The 17,440-nt window shown below is 40.0% G+C and carries 19 protein-coding genes; 10 read left to right on the forward strand and 9 right to left on the reverse strand.

Features of this window, described 5'->3' with window-relative positions; translation table 11 throughout:
• The 9 genes from K1X56_05060 to K1X56_05100 form a co-directional block, all read left to right on the forward strand.
• A partial coding sequence (locus K1X56_05060; protein MBX7094068.1) for a hypothetical protein occupies nt 1-315 on the forward strand: 315 nt, incomplete at its 5' end.
• 2 nt (nt 316-317) lie between these two features.
• Entirely contained in the window at nt 318-1,736 is a 1,419-nt protein-coding gene (locus K1X56_05065) for a formylglycine-generating enzyme family protein (GenBank protein ID MBX7094069.1), read from the forward strand.
• 81 nt (nt 1,737-1,817) lie between these two features.
• Nucleotides 1,818-2,147 carry a nucleotide pyrophosphohydrolase gene (locus K1X56_05070; protein MBX7094070.1) on the forward strand — a complete coding sequence of 110 codons (330 nt, stop codon included), beginning with the start codon at nt 1,818-1,820 and terminating at the stop codon, nt 2,145-2,147.
• 7 nt (nt 2,148-2,154) lie between these two features.
• Nucleotides 2,155-4,152 (forward strand): tetratricopeptide repeat protein, encoded by a 1,998-nt coding sequence (locus K1X56_05075; protein MBX7094071.1) that lies wholly within the window; start codon nt 2,155-2,157, stop codon nt 4,150-4,152.
• 132 nt (nt 4,153-4,284) lie between these two features.
• A complete protein-coding gene (locus K1X56_05080; GenBank protein ID MBX7094072.1) occupies nt 4,285-5,103 on the forward strand; it encodes a T9SS type A sorting domain-containing protein in 819 nt (272 codons plus the stop codon).
• A 36-nt stretch (nt 5,104-5,139) separates the two neighbouring features.
• Nucleotides 5,140-5,478 (forward strand): hypothetical protein, encoded by a 339-nt coding sequence (locus tag K1X56_05085; GenBank protein MBX7094073.1) that lies wholly within the window; start codon nt 5,140-5,142, stop codon nt 5,476-5,478.
• 3 nt (nt 5,479-5,481) lie between these two features.
• Nucleotides 5,482-5,895 carry an OB-fold putative lipoprotein gene (locus K1X56_05090; protein ID MBX7094074.1) on the forward strand — a complete coding sequence of 138 codons (414 nt, stop codon included), beginning with the start codon at nt 5,482-5,484 and terminating at the stop codon, nt 5,893-5,895.
• Between the two features lie 19 nt (nt 5,896-5,914).
• Entirely contained in the window at nt 5,915-6,466 is a 552-nt protein-coding gene (locus tag K1X56_05095; protein ID MBX7094075.1) for a YceI family protein, read from the forward strand.
• Complete coding sequence (locus K1X56_05100) at nt 6,463-7,362, forward strand: hypothetical protein (protein MBX7094076.1); 900 nt, start codon at nt 6,463-6,465, stop codon at nt 7,360-7,362. The genes K1X56_05095 and K1X56_05100 overlap by 4 nt, the downstream gene beginning before the upstream one ends.
• 46 nt (nt 7,363-7,408) lie before the next feature.
• Here the strand turns inward: K1X56_05100 and K1X56_05105 are convergent, their stop codons facing one another.
• Complete coding sequence (locus K1X56_05105) at nt 7,409-8,203, reverse strand: SDR family oxidoreductase (GenBank protein ID MBX7094077.1); 795 nt, start codon at nt 8,201-8,203, stop codon at nt 7,409-7,411.
• A gap of 80 nt (nt 8,204-8,283) precedes the next feature.
• Here K1X56_05105 and K1X56_05110 point away from each other — a divergent pair, with 80 nt between their 5' ends.
• On the forward strand, nt 8,284-8,733 hold the full coding sequence (locus K1X56_05110) for an Rrf2 family transcriptional regulator (protein MBX7094078.1): 450 nt from the start codon (nt 8,284-8,286) through the stop codon (nt 8,731-8,733).
• 60 nt (nt 8,734-8,793) lie between these two features.
• On the opposite strand, the gene K1X56_05115 is transcribed toward K1X56_05110, so the two are convergent.
• Genes K1X56_05115 through K1X56_05150 form a run of 8 tightly spaced genes read right to left on the reverse strand, consistent with a single transcriptional unit; the run spans nt 8,794 to nt 17,440 of the window.
• Nucleotides 8,794-9,237 carry a GatB/YqeY domain-containing protein gene (locus K1X56_05115; GenBank protein MBX7094079.1) on the reverse strand — a complete coding sequence of 148 codons (444 nt, stop codon included), beginning with the start codon at nt 9,235-9,237 and terminating at the stop codon, nt 8,794-8,796.
• 41 nt (nt 9,238-9,278) lie between these two features.
• Entirely contained in the window at nt 9,279-11,165 is a 1,887-nt protein-coding gene (gene ftsZ / locus K1X56_05120) for a cell division protein FtsZ (protein MBX7094080.1), read from the reverse strand.
• Between the two features lie 45 nt (nt 11,166-11,210).
• On the reverse strand, nt 11,211-12,482 hold the full coding sequence (gene ftsA / locus K1X56_05125; GenBank protein ID MBX7094081.1) for a cell division protein FtsA: 1,272 nt from the start codon (nt 12,480-12,482) through the stop codon (nt 11,211-11,213).
• Nucleotides 12,483-12,537: 55 nt separating this feature from the next.
• Entirely contained in the window at nt 12,538-13,323 is a 786-nt protein-coding gene (locus K1X56_05130) for a hypothetical protein (GenBank protein ID MBX7094082.1), read from the reverse strand.
• On the reverse strand, nt 13,320-14,666 hold the full coding sequence (gene murC / locus K1X56_05135) for a UDP-N-acetylmuramate--L-alanine ligase (protein MBX7094083.1): 1,347 nt from the start codon (nt 14,664-14,666) through the stop codon (nt 13,320-13,322). Before murC ends, K1X56_05130 begins: the two co-directional genes overlap by 4 nt.
• On the reverse strand, nt 14,663-15,742 hold the full coding sequence (murG, locus tag K1X56_05140; protein MBX7094084.1) for an undecaprenyldiphospho-muramoylpentapeptide beta-N-acetylglucosaminyltransferase: 1,080 nt from the start codon (nt 15,740-15,742) through the stop codon (nt 14,663-14,665). Before murG ends, murC begins: the two co-directional genes overlap by 4 nt.
• A 7-nt stretch (nt 15,743-15,749) precedes the next feature.
• Complete coding sequence (locus K1X56_05145; protein MBX7094085.1) at nt 15,750-16,946, reverse strand: FtsW/RodA/SpoVE family cell cycle protein; 1,197 nt, start codon at nt 16,944-16,946, stop codon at nt 15,750-15,752.
• Between the two features lie 5 nt (nt 16,947-16,951).
• Nucleotides 16,952-17,440 (reverse strand): hypothetical protein, encoded by a 489-nt coding sequence (locus tag K1X56_05150; GenBank protein MBX7094086.1) that lies wholly within the window; start codon nt 17,438-17,440, stop codon nt 16,952-16,954.

Consider the following 17,440-nt stretch of genomic DNA (forward strand, 5'->3'; position numbering starts at 1 on the left):
TATATCAATTATCTGCGGAATTATTTACGCGATAACAAATATAAACCCGGCGAATTAAGTCTGGAAGAAAATCAGCATGAGCTTGCAGAGGATGAAAAAAAAGAAAATGATTCTCCGCAAATGAAAATACTGAACGAGGAGCTGGAGAAAATGGAAGATTGGGAGCGCATGCTTTTACTGCTAAGAAGTCAGGAAATGAGTTATTCGGAGATCCGGAAATATATTGACAAACCCGAATCTCAATTGAAAGTATATTATCAGCGCTTAAAACAACGATTAACCCAGCGTATTAACGAACGATTATCAGAAAAATAAATATGGAAAAGAAGGGCCCTCTTTCCGAAAACGATATTGAGAAGATGCTGAAAATGCACTTTCTTGATCTCGAACATGTCTCACCTAAAAACGAAACCACTATGGAAATCGTAGCTCAACATGTTGCCGGAAAAAAAGGATTTGCAGTTTACTCCGGCTCCGGATTATCCACATTTTTTAAATGGGGATTATTTACCCTTACCATTGCAATTGGGGGTCTTGCCGTTTACTTTTCAAACTCAACTGAAACCGAAAACAAAACGGTAGAAGTTATCTCAACCATTCCTGCTTCAGAAGAGAATCCGCCTATTATAAGTCCGGACCCCGATCCTGCACCCAAACAAATTGCGGCTTTACAATTTGTTCCGAAACAAAACGAAGAAAAAAATGCAATTCCGTCCGACAGTTTATCCAATGAACCGATAGAATTCAAAAATGAACGGGTAAAAATCCCCACGAACGAAATCAAACCATCCAACTTTCAGCGAACAATCATTGAAGAAGATCATATTCCCAATTTAAGTCCGGAAGAAATCAAGGAAACGCAAAAGTTTAAAAAGAAAATGATCGACCGTGTAATTAAACGGGATAAAAACTATTATGCTCTTATTCCCTCGGGTACAATTTCCTTTCGTAACGACACTGTTTCGATACAAAGTTTTTTAATCCGAACGCATGAGATCACCAATCTTGAATACCGCACTTTTTTATTTGACTTGTTGATTCAGGGTAAAGTAGAAGACTTTAAAAAAGCCAGACCGGTTCACCGGATGTGGACCGATCGTTTTGTGAAGGCCGCCTATAATGAACCGATGGAAAAAAATTATTTTTCACATCCTGCCTACGACTTATATCCGGTTGTTAACATCACCCGTGAAGGCGCAAAACTTTTCTGTGATTGGTTGACGATTTCCGTAAATGAAACATTAAAGAAAAAAGAAAAACCGCTAATGAACGATTTCAGACTTCCCTTTGATTCGGAATGGGCCATGGCGGCATATGGCGGACGATTGCACGGAAATTTATCGACCGACGACGATCATTTAAAAAATGAAAAAGGATGTTATCTGATAAATTTCAGCGATCTGGAAGAGGTAAACAGTAAATACGATTCCACCTTGAAATATTGGATTCCAACTAATAATGATGGTTTAAAAATGATGCAGGACGGTGCCTTTCACACCGCCCGAACCGATAGTTACAATCCCAACAAATACGGACTCTATTGTATGAGTGGAAATGTTTCTGAAATGGTAATTCGTTTTAACCGTAAAGAAAACAAAAAAGTACCAGGCACTATTGGAGGATCCTGGTTGAGTCCGGAACAATTCCTTCGCATTGAAGCACCGGAAGAATGGGGCAGCGAAGTGAATGGTCCCTCCCCCATGATTGGCTTCCGGCCGGTAATGACTATACGATGAGATTGAAAGTCACGGTTTTTCACCGTGACTTTTTTATTTTCCATCAATCGAAGAATTGTGTATCTTTTCTTCATGGATACGTTGACGATAAAAGAAAGTCAGGCCCTGGTTGATCGCTGGATTAAAGAGCATGGCGTGCGTTATTTTTCGGAATTAACCAATATGGCAATGCTCACTGAGGAAGTTGGTGAAGTTGCCCGGATTATTGCCCGGCGCTATGGTGAACAATCGGAAAAGGAAAGTGATAAAAACAAAGATCTGGGCGATGAATTGGCAGATGTGCTTTTTGTATTGATTTGTTTGGCGAATCAAACCGGAATTGATTTGGAAGAGGCCCTGAAAAAAAACCTCGATAAAAAAACCGGGAGAGACCATGATCGTCACCACTCCAACGAAAAATTAAAATCCTGATTCACCCATGCGGTATTTTTTTCTATACCTATTACTGCAGTTAAACTTCTCGTTGTTTGCTCAGGAAACGGAGTTGGTTATTGACTCACTTGAAAAAAGTGCACTACGAATAAAATCCGATTCGGAACGCCTGGAAAAATACATTGAATGGACCCGCGAAAACGAAGGGAAAAATTATTCAGTAGCTCTCCATTTTGGAGAAAAGGCAGTAGAACTAGCACAGAAAATTGGAAATAAGGAACGTGAGGCCTATGTGTTAAATAGTTTGGGAAATACCTATTGGTATATGAACGAATTGCAAAAATGCATGAATTATTACATCAAAGCCATGAAAATTCGCGATGAGATTCAGGATAAACGCGGCATGGGAACTTCACGCATCAATATCGGATCAGTTTTATCGGAGCAAGGTGATTTTAAAAATTCAAAGCGATACTTCGATGAAGCACTTTCCATTTTTAAATCCATAAAAAACACCGAAGAAGAATGCGCTACACTGGTGAATATCGCTGAATGGCATTATTACCAGCAAGAACATGATTCTGCCATTTACTATTATAAAAAAGCGAAGGAAATTGCTATTCGGGATCACTATCCGGATCAGGTAACACAAATCAACAATGGTTTGGCCGGTTATTACCGCAGAAAAGATGAAATCCCCAAGGCGCTTGAATTGTATGAAGAAAATATAAAAATCGATAAAGAATCGGGCGATATCTATTCGCTTACGGTTACCCTCAACAATTTATCGCTTGCCCAATCGGCTATGGGCGATTACAAAAAAGCCATTGAAACATCCTTACAATCACTGGAGCTCGCACAGCAAATCGATAATCATGCTTCCATTCAATATGCATTGGGAAATCTCGCCGAGTATTATAAACAAATTGGCGACTATAAAAATGCTTATCAATATCAGAATTACTTCCTCGTATATTTTCAGGAATCGGTAGATGTAGAAAACAAACGGATTAGTCTCGAAATTGAAGCCAGGTTTCAGGATGAAAAAAAACAATTACAGATCGACCGTTTAAAAGAAAAGGAAAAGTTGCAACAAGAGGAAATCCGCAATAAAGAAATTGAAGCGGATTCTGAACGAAAAACAAAAATCATGTTCGGTGGCGGATTCCTTTTTGTTTTATTGATCGCCGTTCTCATTTTCCGTTCGCTGCGCCAAAATCAAAAAACCAACCGCATAATTCTGGCGCAGAAAAAAGAAGTTGAACATCAGAAAGAATTAATTGAAGATAAAAACAAGGAAATACTCGACTCCATCAACTATGCACGCCGTTTACAGGATGCCATTATTCCATCACTCCGTGCAATTAAGGAACATCTGCCCGGTACCTTTGTGCTATATCGTCCAAAAGACATTGTAGCGGGCGATTTTTACTGGATGGAGAAAACAGAAAAATACACCTATTTCGCTGTGGCAGATTGTACCGGACACGGTGTTCCCGGAGCGCTGGTGAGTGTGGTGTGTGCCAATGCACTGGATCGCACCGTAAAAGAATTTGGAATTGAAGACACCGGAAAAATTCTCGATCATACCCGCTCTTTAATTTTAAAAACATTTTCGAAAAGCGAAGATGAAGTGAAAGACGGAATGGATATTTCATTGGTAAGAATCGATAATAATAATCAACTCCAATGGTCGGGCGCAAACAATCCATTGTATATTATCAGAAACGGAAGTGAAAGCATTGAAGAAATGCAGGCCGATAAATTTCCTGTTGGAGCAGGGTATGCCGATCAACAATTTCAATCGAAAACAATTTCAATTACCAAAGGCGATCAGATTTATTTGTTTACGGATGGATTTGCCGATCAGTTTGGTGGTGAAAATGGAAAAAAATTAAAAAGTTCGGGACTCAAAAAATTATTGCTATCCATCCATCATCTTTCTTCAGAAGAACAAGTGCAGACGCTTTCCAAAACCTTCGAAAACTGGAAAGGAAATCTTGAACAGATTGATGATGTTTGTGTGGCAGGTATTCGGTTTTGATAGCATTTCTACACCTTTTACTCTCGGATTTCTACCGTTACATCGCTAATTGTCATGAATTAGTCACACAACACAACCAAACAAACTTTCTTAACGTCTTCTGATATATTTTTGTACAAACAACTATTTGCCATGAAGAAAACATTACTCTTTATTACAGCGTTGGGAGGATTTAGCCTCTTTTTAGCCTCATACGATAACGGAGCAGCGACGCACAGCAAAGACCGAACAGGGTCTCCGGTATCGAATTTAAACTGCGGACAATGTCACGGTGGTGGCGGATTTAGTCCTTCCATTTCTGCACAATTATTAGATGCCACAAATACACCTGTTACTTCCTATAACCCGGGAGCAACTTACACCTGGAAAATTACGATCACGGCAGGTGCGGGAAATCCGAATTTTGGTTTTCAAACTGTGGCATTATTATCCAACAATTCCAATGCAGGAACTTTATCTGCACAGAGTGCAAATACCAAAGTGGTTACTTTAGGCGGAAGAAAATATGGAGAGCATCCATCGCCTAGTACAACCGGAGTGTTCATGTTAAACTGGGTAGCTCCAGCTTCAGGTTCGGGAACCGTAAAATTTTATACCACCGGAAATTGCGGAAACAACAATAACAACGATACCGGCGATTCTCCTTCTAATTTAGGCGCAACTATTATTACCGAAAATACATTTGCGGGAATTGAAGATGTAGCGCAGGTAGCTTTTACCGTATTTCCGAATCCAGCATCCGAGAGCATCCGTATTCAATCTGAATTGAGCGGAAATTATATGCTTGAATTAATCGACGTAAGTGGTAAAATTGTTTACACAGAAAATATCGTTTTAAAGGGTGTCACCTCCGGTGATGTAAATGTTGCATCATTTGATAAAGGAATTTATCTGGTTCGTCTTACCTCTGCCAATCAGGAAATTCATCTGAATAAAGTGCTTATCAAGTAATCTCTTTTCATTGTGATTAAGTTTGTTTTTTTCGGCATGGCTGTAGTTATTCTTACTATGGCCTGCTCGAAAGAAAATGAGCAGACGCTCATTCAGGAAACCTTGTGCCAGTTGGATACCTTAAGTTTTTCAAAGCAAATCCGGCCCATTATCACCCAGCGCTGCCTACCCTGCCACGATAATCTCCGGGCTGAGGGCGGTTATATTCTCGATAATTATTCCGATATTTCAGCTGAAGCTCTAAATGGCGTATTACTAGGAGTAATCAGGCATGAAAACGGATATAGTCCCATGCCAAAGGATGCCCCTTCAATGCCTGCTTGCGAAATCAGTGCCATTGAAAAGTGGATCGCCCAGGGAGCTCCTAATAATTAAACGATGAAAAAAATTATTTTACTTCTGGTCCTTGCCGGAGTTGCCATCGGAGCATGGTACGCCTATTCGGAATGGAACCGTAAACCCGCCACCGCTGCAGATGCGGCCACCGATTTTAAAGTGACTGCTGTTGACCTGATGAATGAGTTCAACGCAGACGAAACGGCCGCTACCAAAAAATACCTCGAGAAAATGCTGGAGGTAAAAGGAATAGTTGCAGAGGTTAGTCCGAATGATAAAAACTACGACGTGCTGCTCGAAACGGATGATTTGATGGGAGGTGTTAATTGTCACCTGGTGCCCGAGCAATCAGAAAAGGCAAAATCACTTCACCCCGGTGATGAAATTACAGTGAAAGGCAAGTGCAATGGTAAACTGACCGACATCGAATTAAACGTCGGCATTATTCTTGATTAACCCAACCTAAAAACCAGTCATGAAAAAATTAATCTTCCTCTTGTTGCTCGCGCCGGTAATGGCCAATGCACAAACCAAAGTGTTTACCAAAAAGGGACAAATCTCTTTTTATTCCGAAACTTCCGTTGAAAAAATTGAAGCGCATAACAATCGCGTAACTGCTGTTCTGGAACAAGAAAGCGGCAAGCTTGAATTTTCCGTACTTATCACCGCTTTTGAATTTGAAAAAGCACTGATGCAGGAACACTTCAATGAAAATTATATGGAGTCGCCCAAATTCCCGAAAGCAACATTTAAAGGAGCCATCACCAACATTAAAGATATCGACTTTAAAAAAGATGGAGAATACGTTGCAAAAGTGGAAGGAGAAATGACCATTCACGGAGTGACAAAAAAAGTTGCCGAAAGCGGAAAAATTGTAATTAAAGGCGGAAAAATTTCTGCAAGTTCAACCGTAAACATTGCACTTAAAGATTATAACATCACCGTACCATCTGTGGTTGGAGCAAAGATTGCAGAAGTGATTAAAGTGGTGGTTAACATACCTTCTTTTGAACCATTGAAAAAATGAAATTAAAACAAAGCATTCTCCTGTTTACATTCGGACTATTCAGTCTGAATACCTTTTCGCAGGATTTATTAAGTGAATTAGGCGATGAAGAAGAAGTGGTAAGAACACGCGCCAGTTTTAAAAATTCGAAGGTGATTAATGCGCAATCGCTGGAAACCACTTACGGTGGTGTACTCGATTTCAGAATATCACACCGATTCGGACAAATTAACGGCGGACTGTATCAATTCTTCGGTTTGGATCAGGCCAGCATGCGTTTAAGTCTGGATTACGGACTTACCGACCGCCTGCAAATCGGAATAGGCAGAAGCACCTATGAAAAAACGGTAGATGGCCATATTAAATACCGGCTATTGTGGCAAACCGCCAATAGCAACAAAATGCCGATTTCATTAATTCTCTATTCGAGCATGTCGGTAAACGGAATGCGTTTCGATAACACATTTTACGAGCGCACCTTCGATACACGGATCAATTATGTGAATCACATTATTGTCGGAAGAAAATTCAACGAAAGGTTTTCTGCGGAATTATTACCAACCATCGTACACAGAAATTTTGTTTTAACCGCTGCAGAAAAAAATACCGTCTTCGCTATTGGAGGAGCAGGAAGAGCAAAACTCACCAACCGGCTTGCCTTAAATGCAGAATATTTTTATGTTCCCGAAGGACAACTCGCCGCGGGATATACCAACTCCCTTTCATTGGGATTTGATATTGAAACCGGGGGACACGTATTCCAATTACACATGACCAACACACCGATTATGGTAGACAAAGGTTACATCACTGAAACCACCGGTAAATGGGGCAAAGGAGATATCTGTTTTGGTTTTAATATCTCGCGTGTGTTCACGATTAAAAAACCAAAAATGCCGAAAGAAGAACAACAATAATTTTAAATTTATTGATCATAAAAAAGGACCTTAACAGGTCCTTTTTTTATGTGGCAGATTGTTTTCTAATAATCCTCGAAAATAGTTTTGGGAATAATCGTTTTAAAGTAACTGCTTTAATTTCTTTACCTCCCACTAATACTTCCTCTTTATTTTTAGAAACAGCATTTAAAATTTTAATAGCACAAACGTCCGCAGGCATACCTGTTTCCTGATTATGATCCATCACGCCATGGGCTGTGCCATCTTTACTGAGCGCATTAAGTGAAATTGGGGTATTAATTTTTCCGGGACAAACAATGGTAACACGAATGCCTTTTTTTTCTTCCTCTAAGCGCAAAGACTCATAAAAACCATGCAATGCATGCTTGGCTGCGGAATAAGCAGAACGAAGGAAAAAACCGAATTTACCGGCAATGGAACTCATGATTACAAAATGTCCGTAACCCTGTTGTTTCATAATCGGGAGTACAGCTTTGGTAAGTGCAATGTTTCCAAAATAATTAACCTCCATAATTTTTCGGTCCACCTCCATACTGGTTTCAGCAGCATTTCCTCGTTGAGAAACACCACCATTATTTACCAAAATATCGATTCGTCCAAATTCTAAAACGACCTTAGAAACCAATACCGGAAATTCTTCTTGTTTTTCAAGATCCAGAGGCAGAATCATGATTTTATTTTCAGGCGAACAGGCTTTTTTTACGCGTTCAAGTTCGGTTGCCCTGCGTGCAGAAAGAATTAATTGTGCTCCAGCTTTAGAAAATGCATAAGCCAATTCTTCTCCGATGCCGGAAGAAGCTCCGGTAATCCATACCACCTTATTTCTGAAATTTTGCATGATGCAATTTAAGAATTAAGCAGAACTTCCATAAATCCTATCTATTCTGTAGGATTCATATTTTGACTATATTTGACTGTATGCTATCCAAAAAAGCCAAATATTCCCTCAACGCTTTAACCTATCTGGCCCGTCACTACGGTGAAGGCCCTGTGTTAATTACTGATATTTCAACTGAAGAAAATATTCCCCGAAAATTTCTGGAAGCTATTCTGCTTGAACTTAAAAGAAACGGAATTCTGGGAAGTAAAATGGGAAAAGGCGGAGGGTATTACCTGATTAAATCCCCTGCACAAGTAAATCTCGCCGATGTAATCCGGATTTTCGATGGAGCCATTGGATTATTACCCTGCGTTACCCATCGCTATTATCAGCCCTGCGATGAATGTCACGATGAAGAAGCCTGCGGAATTCGAAGCGTATTAAAAGAAGTGCGGGATGTCACCGTAAATGCCCTTAAAGAACGAACCCTTGAACAGATTCTTATCGAGGAGAAAAAGGGGAAGAAAAAGAAAAAGAAAAGTCCATAAAAAAACCCCCACCTTACGGCAGGGGCCTTTTCCTATAACAAACAACAAAACAAAAAACGATTAACTCAACAATTGTTTTACAAGAGCAGAGATCAATTTACCATCTGCTTTACCTTGTAATTTAGCCATTGCAGGACCCATCACTTTTCCCATATCGGCAGCAGAACTTGCACCAACCTGGGCAATGACTTCCTGAATAACAGCTTTCACTTGTTCTTCACTCATTTGTTCAGGCAAATACGCTTTAATAATATTTGCCTGAAATAATTCAGGTTCTTCCAATTCGGGACGACCCTGCGCCTTGTAAATTTCTGCCGACTCCATACGTTGCTTGTACATCTTCTGCAAGATTTTTACTTCAGCATCCTCGGTTACTTCTCCAGTACCTTTTGTCTGCTCCAACAACAAAGCAGCCTTAATAGCACGAAGAGCTTCGAGTTTCTCTTTTTCTTTAGCCAGCATGGCCGACTTGATATCGCTATTGATTTTATCGCTTAAACTCATAATAAAAAAATTTAGGGAGAGCGAAAACTCCCCCGTCATCATTAATCTACATTATCGTGAAGAAACGAATTGTTCGATAAACCACTTTTACCATTTTCATCTTTTCCTCCAACAGAATATTTAGAAATATTCGATTCGGAAGAATGACGGGTGTTTTCCAGATTCACATTTCTGCGAAGGTAGGCCGGTTGATTTTCGATTTCGTTTAATCCACTTGGCGTTTTAATTTTTGCGGTCAATTCTTTTAAACGCGCAAAACGCTCATTGGCTCTTTTCTGTTGCTCTTCTGCACTCATTTGCTTTTCCTTTTGCGGATCGATGTTCTCTACCGGAAAAAGTGATGATTGAGATTCAGATTTTACTTCAGAACGAACTTCTGTTTGTTTGTTCTCCATTTTAACTTCCGGAGTAACATTATTTACAGGAGTCGAAGTTGAATTATCATTGGAAGTTTCTTCCAAATCTTCTTCGGTTAACCAGTGACGAATAACTTCTTTTTTCGGTTCTTCATTCACGATTTCCGGAGTTTTAATCTCTGCTTCGAATGTTTCAACCACAGGCGTTTTAACTTCAGCAACCGGAGTTTCAGAAATCACTTCCTCTACCGACGATTCAAATTCATATTCGAAGGTCTCTGTTTCTTCAGAAGAAACATCGAGTGTATGTTTTATTACCGGCTCAGGTGTTTCAACCTCCATTTCAGTGATGGAAATTTTTTCTTCAGCGATCGGCGTTTCAACAATTTTTAAAACAGGTTCATCCGACGAAACTGTTTCTGCAACAGGTTCTGCAATGGTTTCCGGACCCGCATTCTTCAGATAAGGTTCAATTACTTTTTCTGAAGTTGGATTCATTTGCGTTGGAGAAGAAACAGGACTTGTAATCAGATTTCCGGTTACAACAGGTGTTTCTTCGGTAAGTGTTACCACTTTCTTTTCCGGCATTTTCATAGTTACACCAGTGTCCGGCGTACGATTAAATCCGGTAGCGATAACGGTAACCAATACCTGATCTCCCAATTCCTCATCGAAACCATGTCCCCAGATTACATCTGCTGTAGATCCGGCTTCTTCCTGAATGAAATCTGTAATCTCAGCAATTTCATCCATGGTAACTTCCTGTGTTCCGTAGGTGATATTCAACAATACAAATTTTGCACCTTGAATGTGATTATCATTCAACAATGGTGAAGAAAGTGCTTTCTCTACAGCAACACGTGCACGATTTTCTCCCGCAGCTGTAGCTGATCCCATAATAGCGACACCACTGTTACGCATTACCGTATTCACATCGTTGAAATCGACGTTAATTAAACCGGTAACGGAAATCATTTCTGCAATACCACGAGCTGCAGTGTTCAGCACCTCATCTGCTTGTCCGAATGCATTGGCAAGCGTAAGGTTACCATACATCTCACGCAGTTTATCATTATTGATCACCAATAAAGTATCTACTGCATTGCGCATGCTTTCTAAACCTTCTTCGGCTTGTTGCTTTCTTTTCTTCCCTTCGAAAGAAAATGGAATAGTAACAATACCTACAGTTAGAATCCCCATGTCTTTCGCTACCTGCGCAATAACCGGAGCAGCACCTGTACCGGTACCACCGCCCATTCCTGCAGTAATGAAAACCATTTTGGTATTCTGACTTAAAAAGCTTTTAATGTCGTCGATATTCTCGATTGCCGCATTGCGACCAACTTCAGGTAATGCTCCTGCACCCAGTCCTTGCGTAAGACTGGATCCTAATTGAATTTTAGTTGGAACAGGACTCATTTCGAGCGACTGACTATCGGTGTTGCAGACGATAAAGTCGACACCTTTAATTTGCTGGCGGAACATGTAGTTAACGGCATTACTTCCGCCACCACCAACTCCAATCACCTTAATGATCGAAGATTGTTCTCTGGGTAATTCAAACTTAAACATAAGCTTTGAGTTTTGGTTTGTTGTTATTGTTGTTTGTTGTTTGCTTTAATCAATATCCTCTTCGAAGAAGGACTTCCCTACTTTACCGAAAATCTTTTCGAAGAAGTTTCCTTTTGTTTTCTGAGAGTGAGTTTTAATGGAAGTTGTTTTACTTCTTGCTTGTTTTTCATATTTCTGGAAGCCCATAAGAACTAATCCAACACCGGTAGAGAACATTGGACTGGTTACTTCTTCTGCTCCTTTAGAAAGATGTTCGGTAGGGTAACCGATACGAGCATCCATTCCGGTAATGTATTCGAACAATTGAGTGATGTGTTTCAATTGCGAACCACCGCCGGTGACAACAATTCCACCAATCAATTTTTTCTCGTATCCGGAATTTTTGATTTCGTAATAAACATGCTCAACAATTTCTTCCATTCTCGCCTGAATGATGGATGCAAGATTGCGAACTGAAATTTCTTTCGGTTCACGTCCGCGTAAACCAGGAATACAAACGATTTCGTTGGCCTGACTTTCACTGGCAAGCGCACTACCGAATTTTACTTTCAGTAATTCTGCTTGTTTATGAATGATGGTGCATCCGTCTTTTACGTCTTCAGTAATTACATTACCACCAAATGGAATTACGGCAGTGTGACGAATAATTCCATCCTGGAAAATGGCAATGTCGGTAGTACCGCCACCAATATCTACCAGTACAACACCCGCTTCTTTTTCTTCCATGCTAAGCACAGCTTCGGAAGAGGCAAGTGGTTCTAGAATTAATTCATCTACTTCCAGTCCTGCTTTTGCAACACATTTATGAATGTTTTTTGCAGCAGCTATTTGTCCGGTTATAATATGGAAATTCGCTTCGAGTCGAATACCCGACATACCAATCGGATCTTTTATTCCCTGTTCATTATCCACAATATATTCCTGCGGCAACACGTGAATAATTTCTTCACCCGGCAGCATCACCAGTTTATACATGTCTTCAATCAGCGCATCGATATCATCCTGCGCAATTTCTTCATCTACACTGTTGCGTGTGCGAATACCACGGTGTTGCAGACTCTTGATATGTTGTCCCGCAATACCTACGTTCACCACATTGATTTCAACTCCCGATTTTCGGGATGCTTCTTCCACGGCTGCTTTAATTGATGCAACCGTTTTTTCAATGTTAGAAACTACGCCACGGGTAACGCCTACCGATTCCGATTTTCCTACGCCGAGGATTTCGATCTTGCCGTGTTCATTTTTGCGACCCACCAGGCAGGCAATTTTGGTGGTTCCGATGTCGAGTCCGACGATGATCTCAGGTGATTCCATACTACTTATGTTGTTTGTTGTTGTTGTTTGTTATTGTTGTTTTGTTTGTGCATTTCTATTTTCGGGAACAGACAATCTGATCCTTGTATTTTAAATTAATAGTGTCGTAAAGATTCCAACCGGTTTTTCTTAATCCTTCCTGATAGAATACTTTTAGCTTATTGAATTTCGCTTCCAGATGGGTGGTATCACCAAAAATAATCCGATGATCTCCAACCACTGGAATTAGTTCCATATCGCCCGAAGGCTCAAAATATATTTCCTGAATCTGTGCCGACCAGAAGGGATCATTAGAAATATAACTGGCCATTGCAAAAACATCATCTGTTTTAAATCCTGCACGTAAACTCGAATCTGATGCTATTTCATAAGCGCTCTCCTCTACAAATGGCTCACTGATATATCCGTTTACCACCAGAACACGCGGATAATAATGTTCTGAAATAGGCATTTGATAACCACGGTCGTCGATATAAAATTGTCGTCCATTAAGATTCAAAACTCGAACAATCGGGTTGCGTTGTGTAACGGAAATCCCAATATTTCCATCAATCGTTTTATAAACCTCCGCATCCTGAACTTCCGAAATATTCAATAGAACCTGTTCTATTTCCCCAACCTTAATTTCTTTAAACTTTTTCCCTACCGGATATACATGTGTTTGTTTTAATTTATCGATTAGCAATTCATTATTTAAAAACATCATTCCATTGGAATGATCAATAGAAATGCTCACATTATTGCATACCAATTCCGATTGAGATCCGCTTACAAATCCCAGCATGATTAACATTGTAACAGGCAATGCAATCCAGAATACGATATTTAATATTCGTTTCATTCCCTTGTTAATCCATTTTTAATTTCCATTGGTAAACGATCAATATCACCGGCACCCAAAATCAGTGTAACTTCAGGTTTGCGTTGACAAATTTCTTTTACTGCATCTTCTTTTGATAATAATTCTTTATGAGGACCATTCACGAGTTCCAATAATTTAGCAGAAGTAATTCCATCAATCGGTTTCTCTCTTGCGGGATAAATATCCAGTAAAATGAGTTCATCCAACAGGGATAGACTTTCGGCAAATTCACGCATGAAATCACGTGTTCTGGTGAATAAATGCGGTTGAAAAACACCGGTAATTTTTTTACCAGCAAACAATTCCTTTGCAGCCCCAATCGCAGCACGCAATTCCACCGGGTGATGCGCGTAATCATCAATCAGATTCAATTGTTCGGAACGAATATAAAATTCGAAGCGACGTTTAATTCCTCTGAAATTTTTTAATGCCTCACGAATCCCCTTTTCATTTGCGCCATAGTTCAATGCTAAAGTGATAGCTGCACAGGCATTTTCGATGTTATGTCGACCCGGCATTGCAAATTCGAGGTTTGAAATGGAGCATTGCTCTCCGATAAAATCGAAAACAAAATATCCATTTTCAACCCGAATATTTTCAGCACGGTTTAATGATTCACCGGCATAATATTGAACCGGGACTTTACTGCTGATATTTAAAGGTAATTGACTACGAACGACAAGATGTCCATCCACCGAAATTCCATTTACAAATTCTGCATAAGCAGAAAGCATATTTTCAGGCGTACCGTAAATATCGAGGTGATCAGGATCAACTGCCGTAACGATTACGCCATCGCGTTTTAATTGCAAAAACGAACGATCGTATTCATCTGCCTCCATAACAACCAGTGAAGGATTCCCTTCAATATAATTGCTGCCATAATTCGCCGCGATGCCACCTAAAAAGGCAGTGCAATTAACACCACTGGATTTTAAAATATGAGTAAGCAAGGTGGTGGTGGTGGTTTTTCCGTGTGTGCCTGCAACACATAAACAGGTTGCATTCCTGGAAATAATCCCCAACACTTCTGCACGCTTTTTAATAGGTAAACCGCTTTTCTCTAAATAAACGCGTTCGTTTGAATCTACGGGAATTGCAGGTGTAATTACCACAAAGTCGATATCCGAAGGAATTAATTCCGGTCGATCTTCATAATGAATTTGCATTCCCATTTTTTCCATTTCTGCCGTTAATGCGGTAGATGTTTTATCATAACCCGAAATACGAATTCCCAGCGAATGAAAATACCTCGCCAGGGCGCTCATGCCTATTCCGCCGATGCCTAAAAAGTAGATATGTCGCGTTTCGTTCACGTTCATTTTACCAAATCCATAATTACACCGGCAATCGCATCTGCCGAATTCACAAATCCCATTCCTCCGATATTACGATGCAATCCAAAACATTTTTCTTCATCTTTCAGCAATTCAACTGCTGTGATTCCTAATTTCTCCTTTGCTTCAACATCTTTTACCAATAAAGCGGCATGGTGGTTGACCAAAGCCATGGCATTTTTTGTCTGATGATCTTCTGCCACATTGGGAGAAGGTACCAGAATGACCGGTTTACGAACTAAACACAATTCGGAAATTGCAATTGCTCCCGCTCTGGAAATAACCACATCAGCCATAGCATAACCCAAATCCATTCGTGTGATAAAATCAAAAACTTTAATATGGTCGCATTTCAATTCTTCCACCGCTTTTTTTGCACGATCGAAATAGGTTTTTCCGGTTTGCCATACTACCTGAATCTCCTCTTTTTTTAATTTCGGCAAATACAACTCAATGGCTTCATTGATGGTTCGCGCACCTAAACTACCGCCAACAATTAACAGCGTTTTCTTATCTGCATTTAAACCGAAAAATTCAGCGGCACGCGGACGTTTACCTTCCAGCATTACGACTTCTTCGCGTACGGGATTTCCGGTGAGAATAATTTTCTCCTTCGGAAACCATTTATCCAAACCATCATAGGCAACACAAATTTTATTGACGGATCCTGCCAATAATTTATTTGTTTTACCCGGAAACGAATTCTGCTCCTGAATTACGGTAGGTATTCTTTTTTGTGTGGCAATTTTTAACATGGGTCCACTAGCATACCCTCCTACTCCAACAACTACATCCGGATTAAATTCACGAATTACGTTTCGTCCTTTAATCATGCTTCCAAAAAGATTCCAGAAAAATGAAAACCATTTAAAGGTAATTTTCCGTGGCATCCCCTGAATTTTTAATCCCACAATTTTATATCCGGCGGCCGGAACCTTTTCCATTTCCATGCGGCCTTCTGCTCCAACAAATAAAATATCGAGATCAGGATTCTTTTTCTTTAATGCATTTGCAATAGCTACAGCAGGGAAAATATGTCCACCCGTTCCTCCTCCACTAATTAAAACTTTACGCAACGACATAATTTCCTCCTTCCTCTTTTGCACTTGTATTCCGCTTTGCACGATTATGCTCTTCTTCTGATTCCTGCTCTACACTACGGCTAACGCTTAAGATCATGCCGAGCGATACACAGGTAAACCATGTTGATGTTCCTCCCATTGAAATCAATGGCATATTCTGACCAGTAACAGGCATTATTTTCGTACATACTGCCATATTTACAAAGGCCATAAATACCAGATTAAGGCATAACCCCAGAACCAGTAATGAACCAAAATTGCTATCGCATTTAGAGGCAATGCGAATGGATCTGTACAATAAAATCAAATACATCATCAGCAATGCCACACCGCCCAACATGCCGAATTCTTCAATGAAAGAAGCAAACACAAAGTCGGCATATGCTTCGGGGATAATGTGCTTCATTTGACCATTACCGGGTCCTTGTCCAAGCATTCCTCCATTGGCAACGGCCTGAAGTGCATTATTAATTTGCCATTGTTTTTTCGGGTCTTCGGAGGAGTGACTGGTAAAACGATTCATCCATGTTTCCAAACGCGGTAGTAATTCAGGATTAGCTTTGGCCAGCAACAGCATCAATGCCATTGCAGCAACAGCACTTCCCACAATGGTTAAAATATGCCGCATTGGAACTTTTGCTAAAAAAAACATGATGAGTACAATTCCAAAAATTAAAACGGCTGTAGAAAGATTTTGCGTAATAATTAAACCGATAACCAAACCAACAGGAATCAGAATGGGAACAATTCCCTCTCTGAAATCTTCAAATTTATCCTTGTTAATGGTGAGCATCCGCGCAACAAAAACAATCAGTACCACCTTCGCAAAGTCGGAAGTTTGAAACTTAATATTTAAAACAGGAATTTCCAGCCAGCGCTCTGCTGAGTTAATTTTTACTCCTGCCACCAATGTGACAAACAATAAAATCACACTCACCCAAACCAAAATCTGCGATAGCTTGGAAAAATATTTAAAGTTGATATTGTGAACATAAAACATCATGACGAAACCGGTCACCACCATCATTACATGTTTAATCAAAAAGGATTCCGTTCCTGTATCACTCGAACGAACAAGAATTGGTGTGAAGGAATAAACCGACACCAGCGATAGCAATGAAAGCAACAATGCAATCATCCAGATCACTTTATCTCCCTTTAGATATGTAAATACAGCTCTCAAGCGTTTTAATTATTCCAATTCGATTTAAAAGAATCACCACGGTGACGATAATCTTCAAACATTCCGAAACTGGCGCATCCGGGAGAGAACAACACAACATCTCCGGATTTCGACCATGATTTTGCTTTTGATACAGCTTCTGTCAGATTTGAAACGTAATCGTAATTATCCACCACCTCAGACAATGAACGACGTATTTCTAAATCCTGCTCAACTCCGAAAACCACCAATGAAACAACTTTGTATTTCACAAGTGATGCGAGAATCGAATAATCCTCCGGAAAATCGGTAGTCTGTAAAATCAACACCACCGGTTTTTCGATTTGCATTAATGATTCATTCACCGAACGCAAATCAGTTGCCTTAGAATCATTGATAGCTTCCACTCCATTGAAGCTTTCAATGTATTCCATGCGGTGTTCAATCAACGAAGGTCTTTCCCTCAATTGATCAACAGAAACCGATAGCAATTCTTTATTTAGTTTGCTTTTCAT

The organism is Flavobacteriales bacterium (genome assembly GCA_019694795.1).
Classification (GTDB): domain Bacteria; phylum Bacteroidota; class Bacteroidia; order Flavobacteriales_D; family UBA2798; genus UBA2798.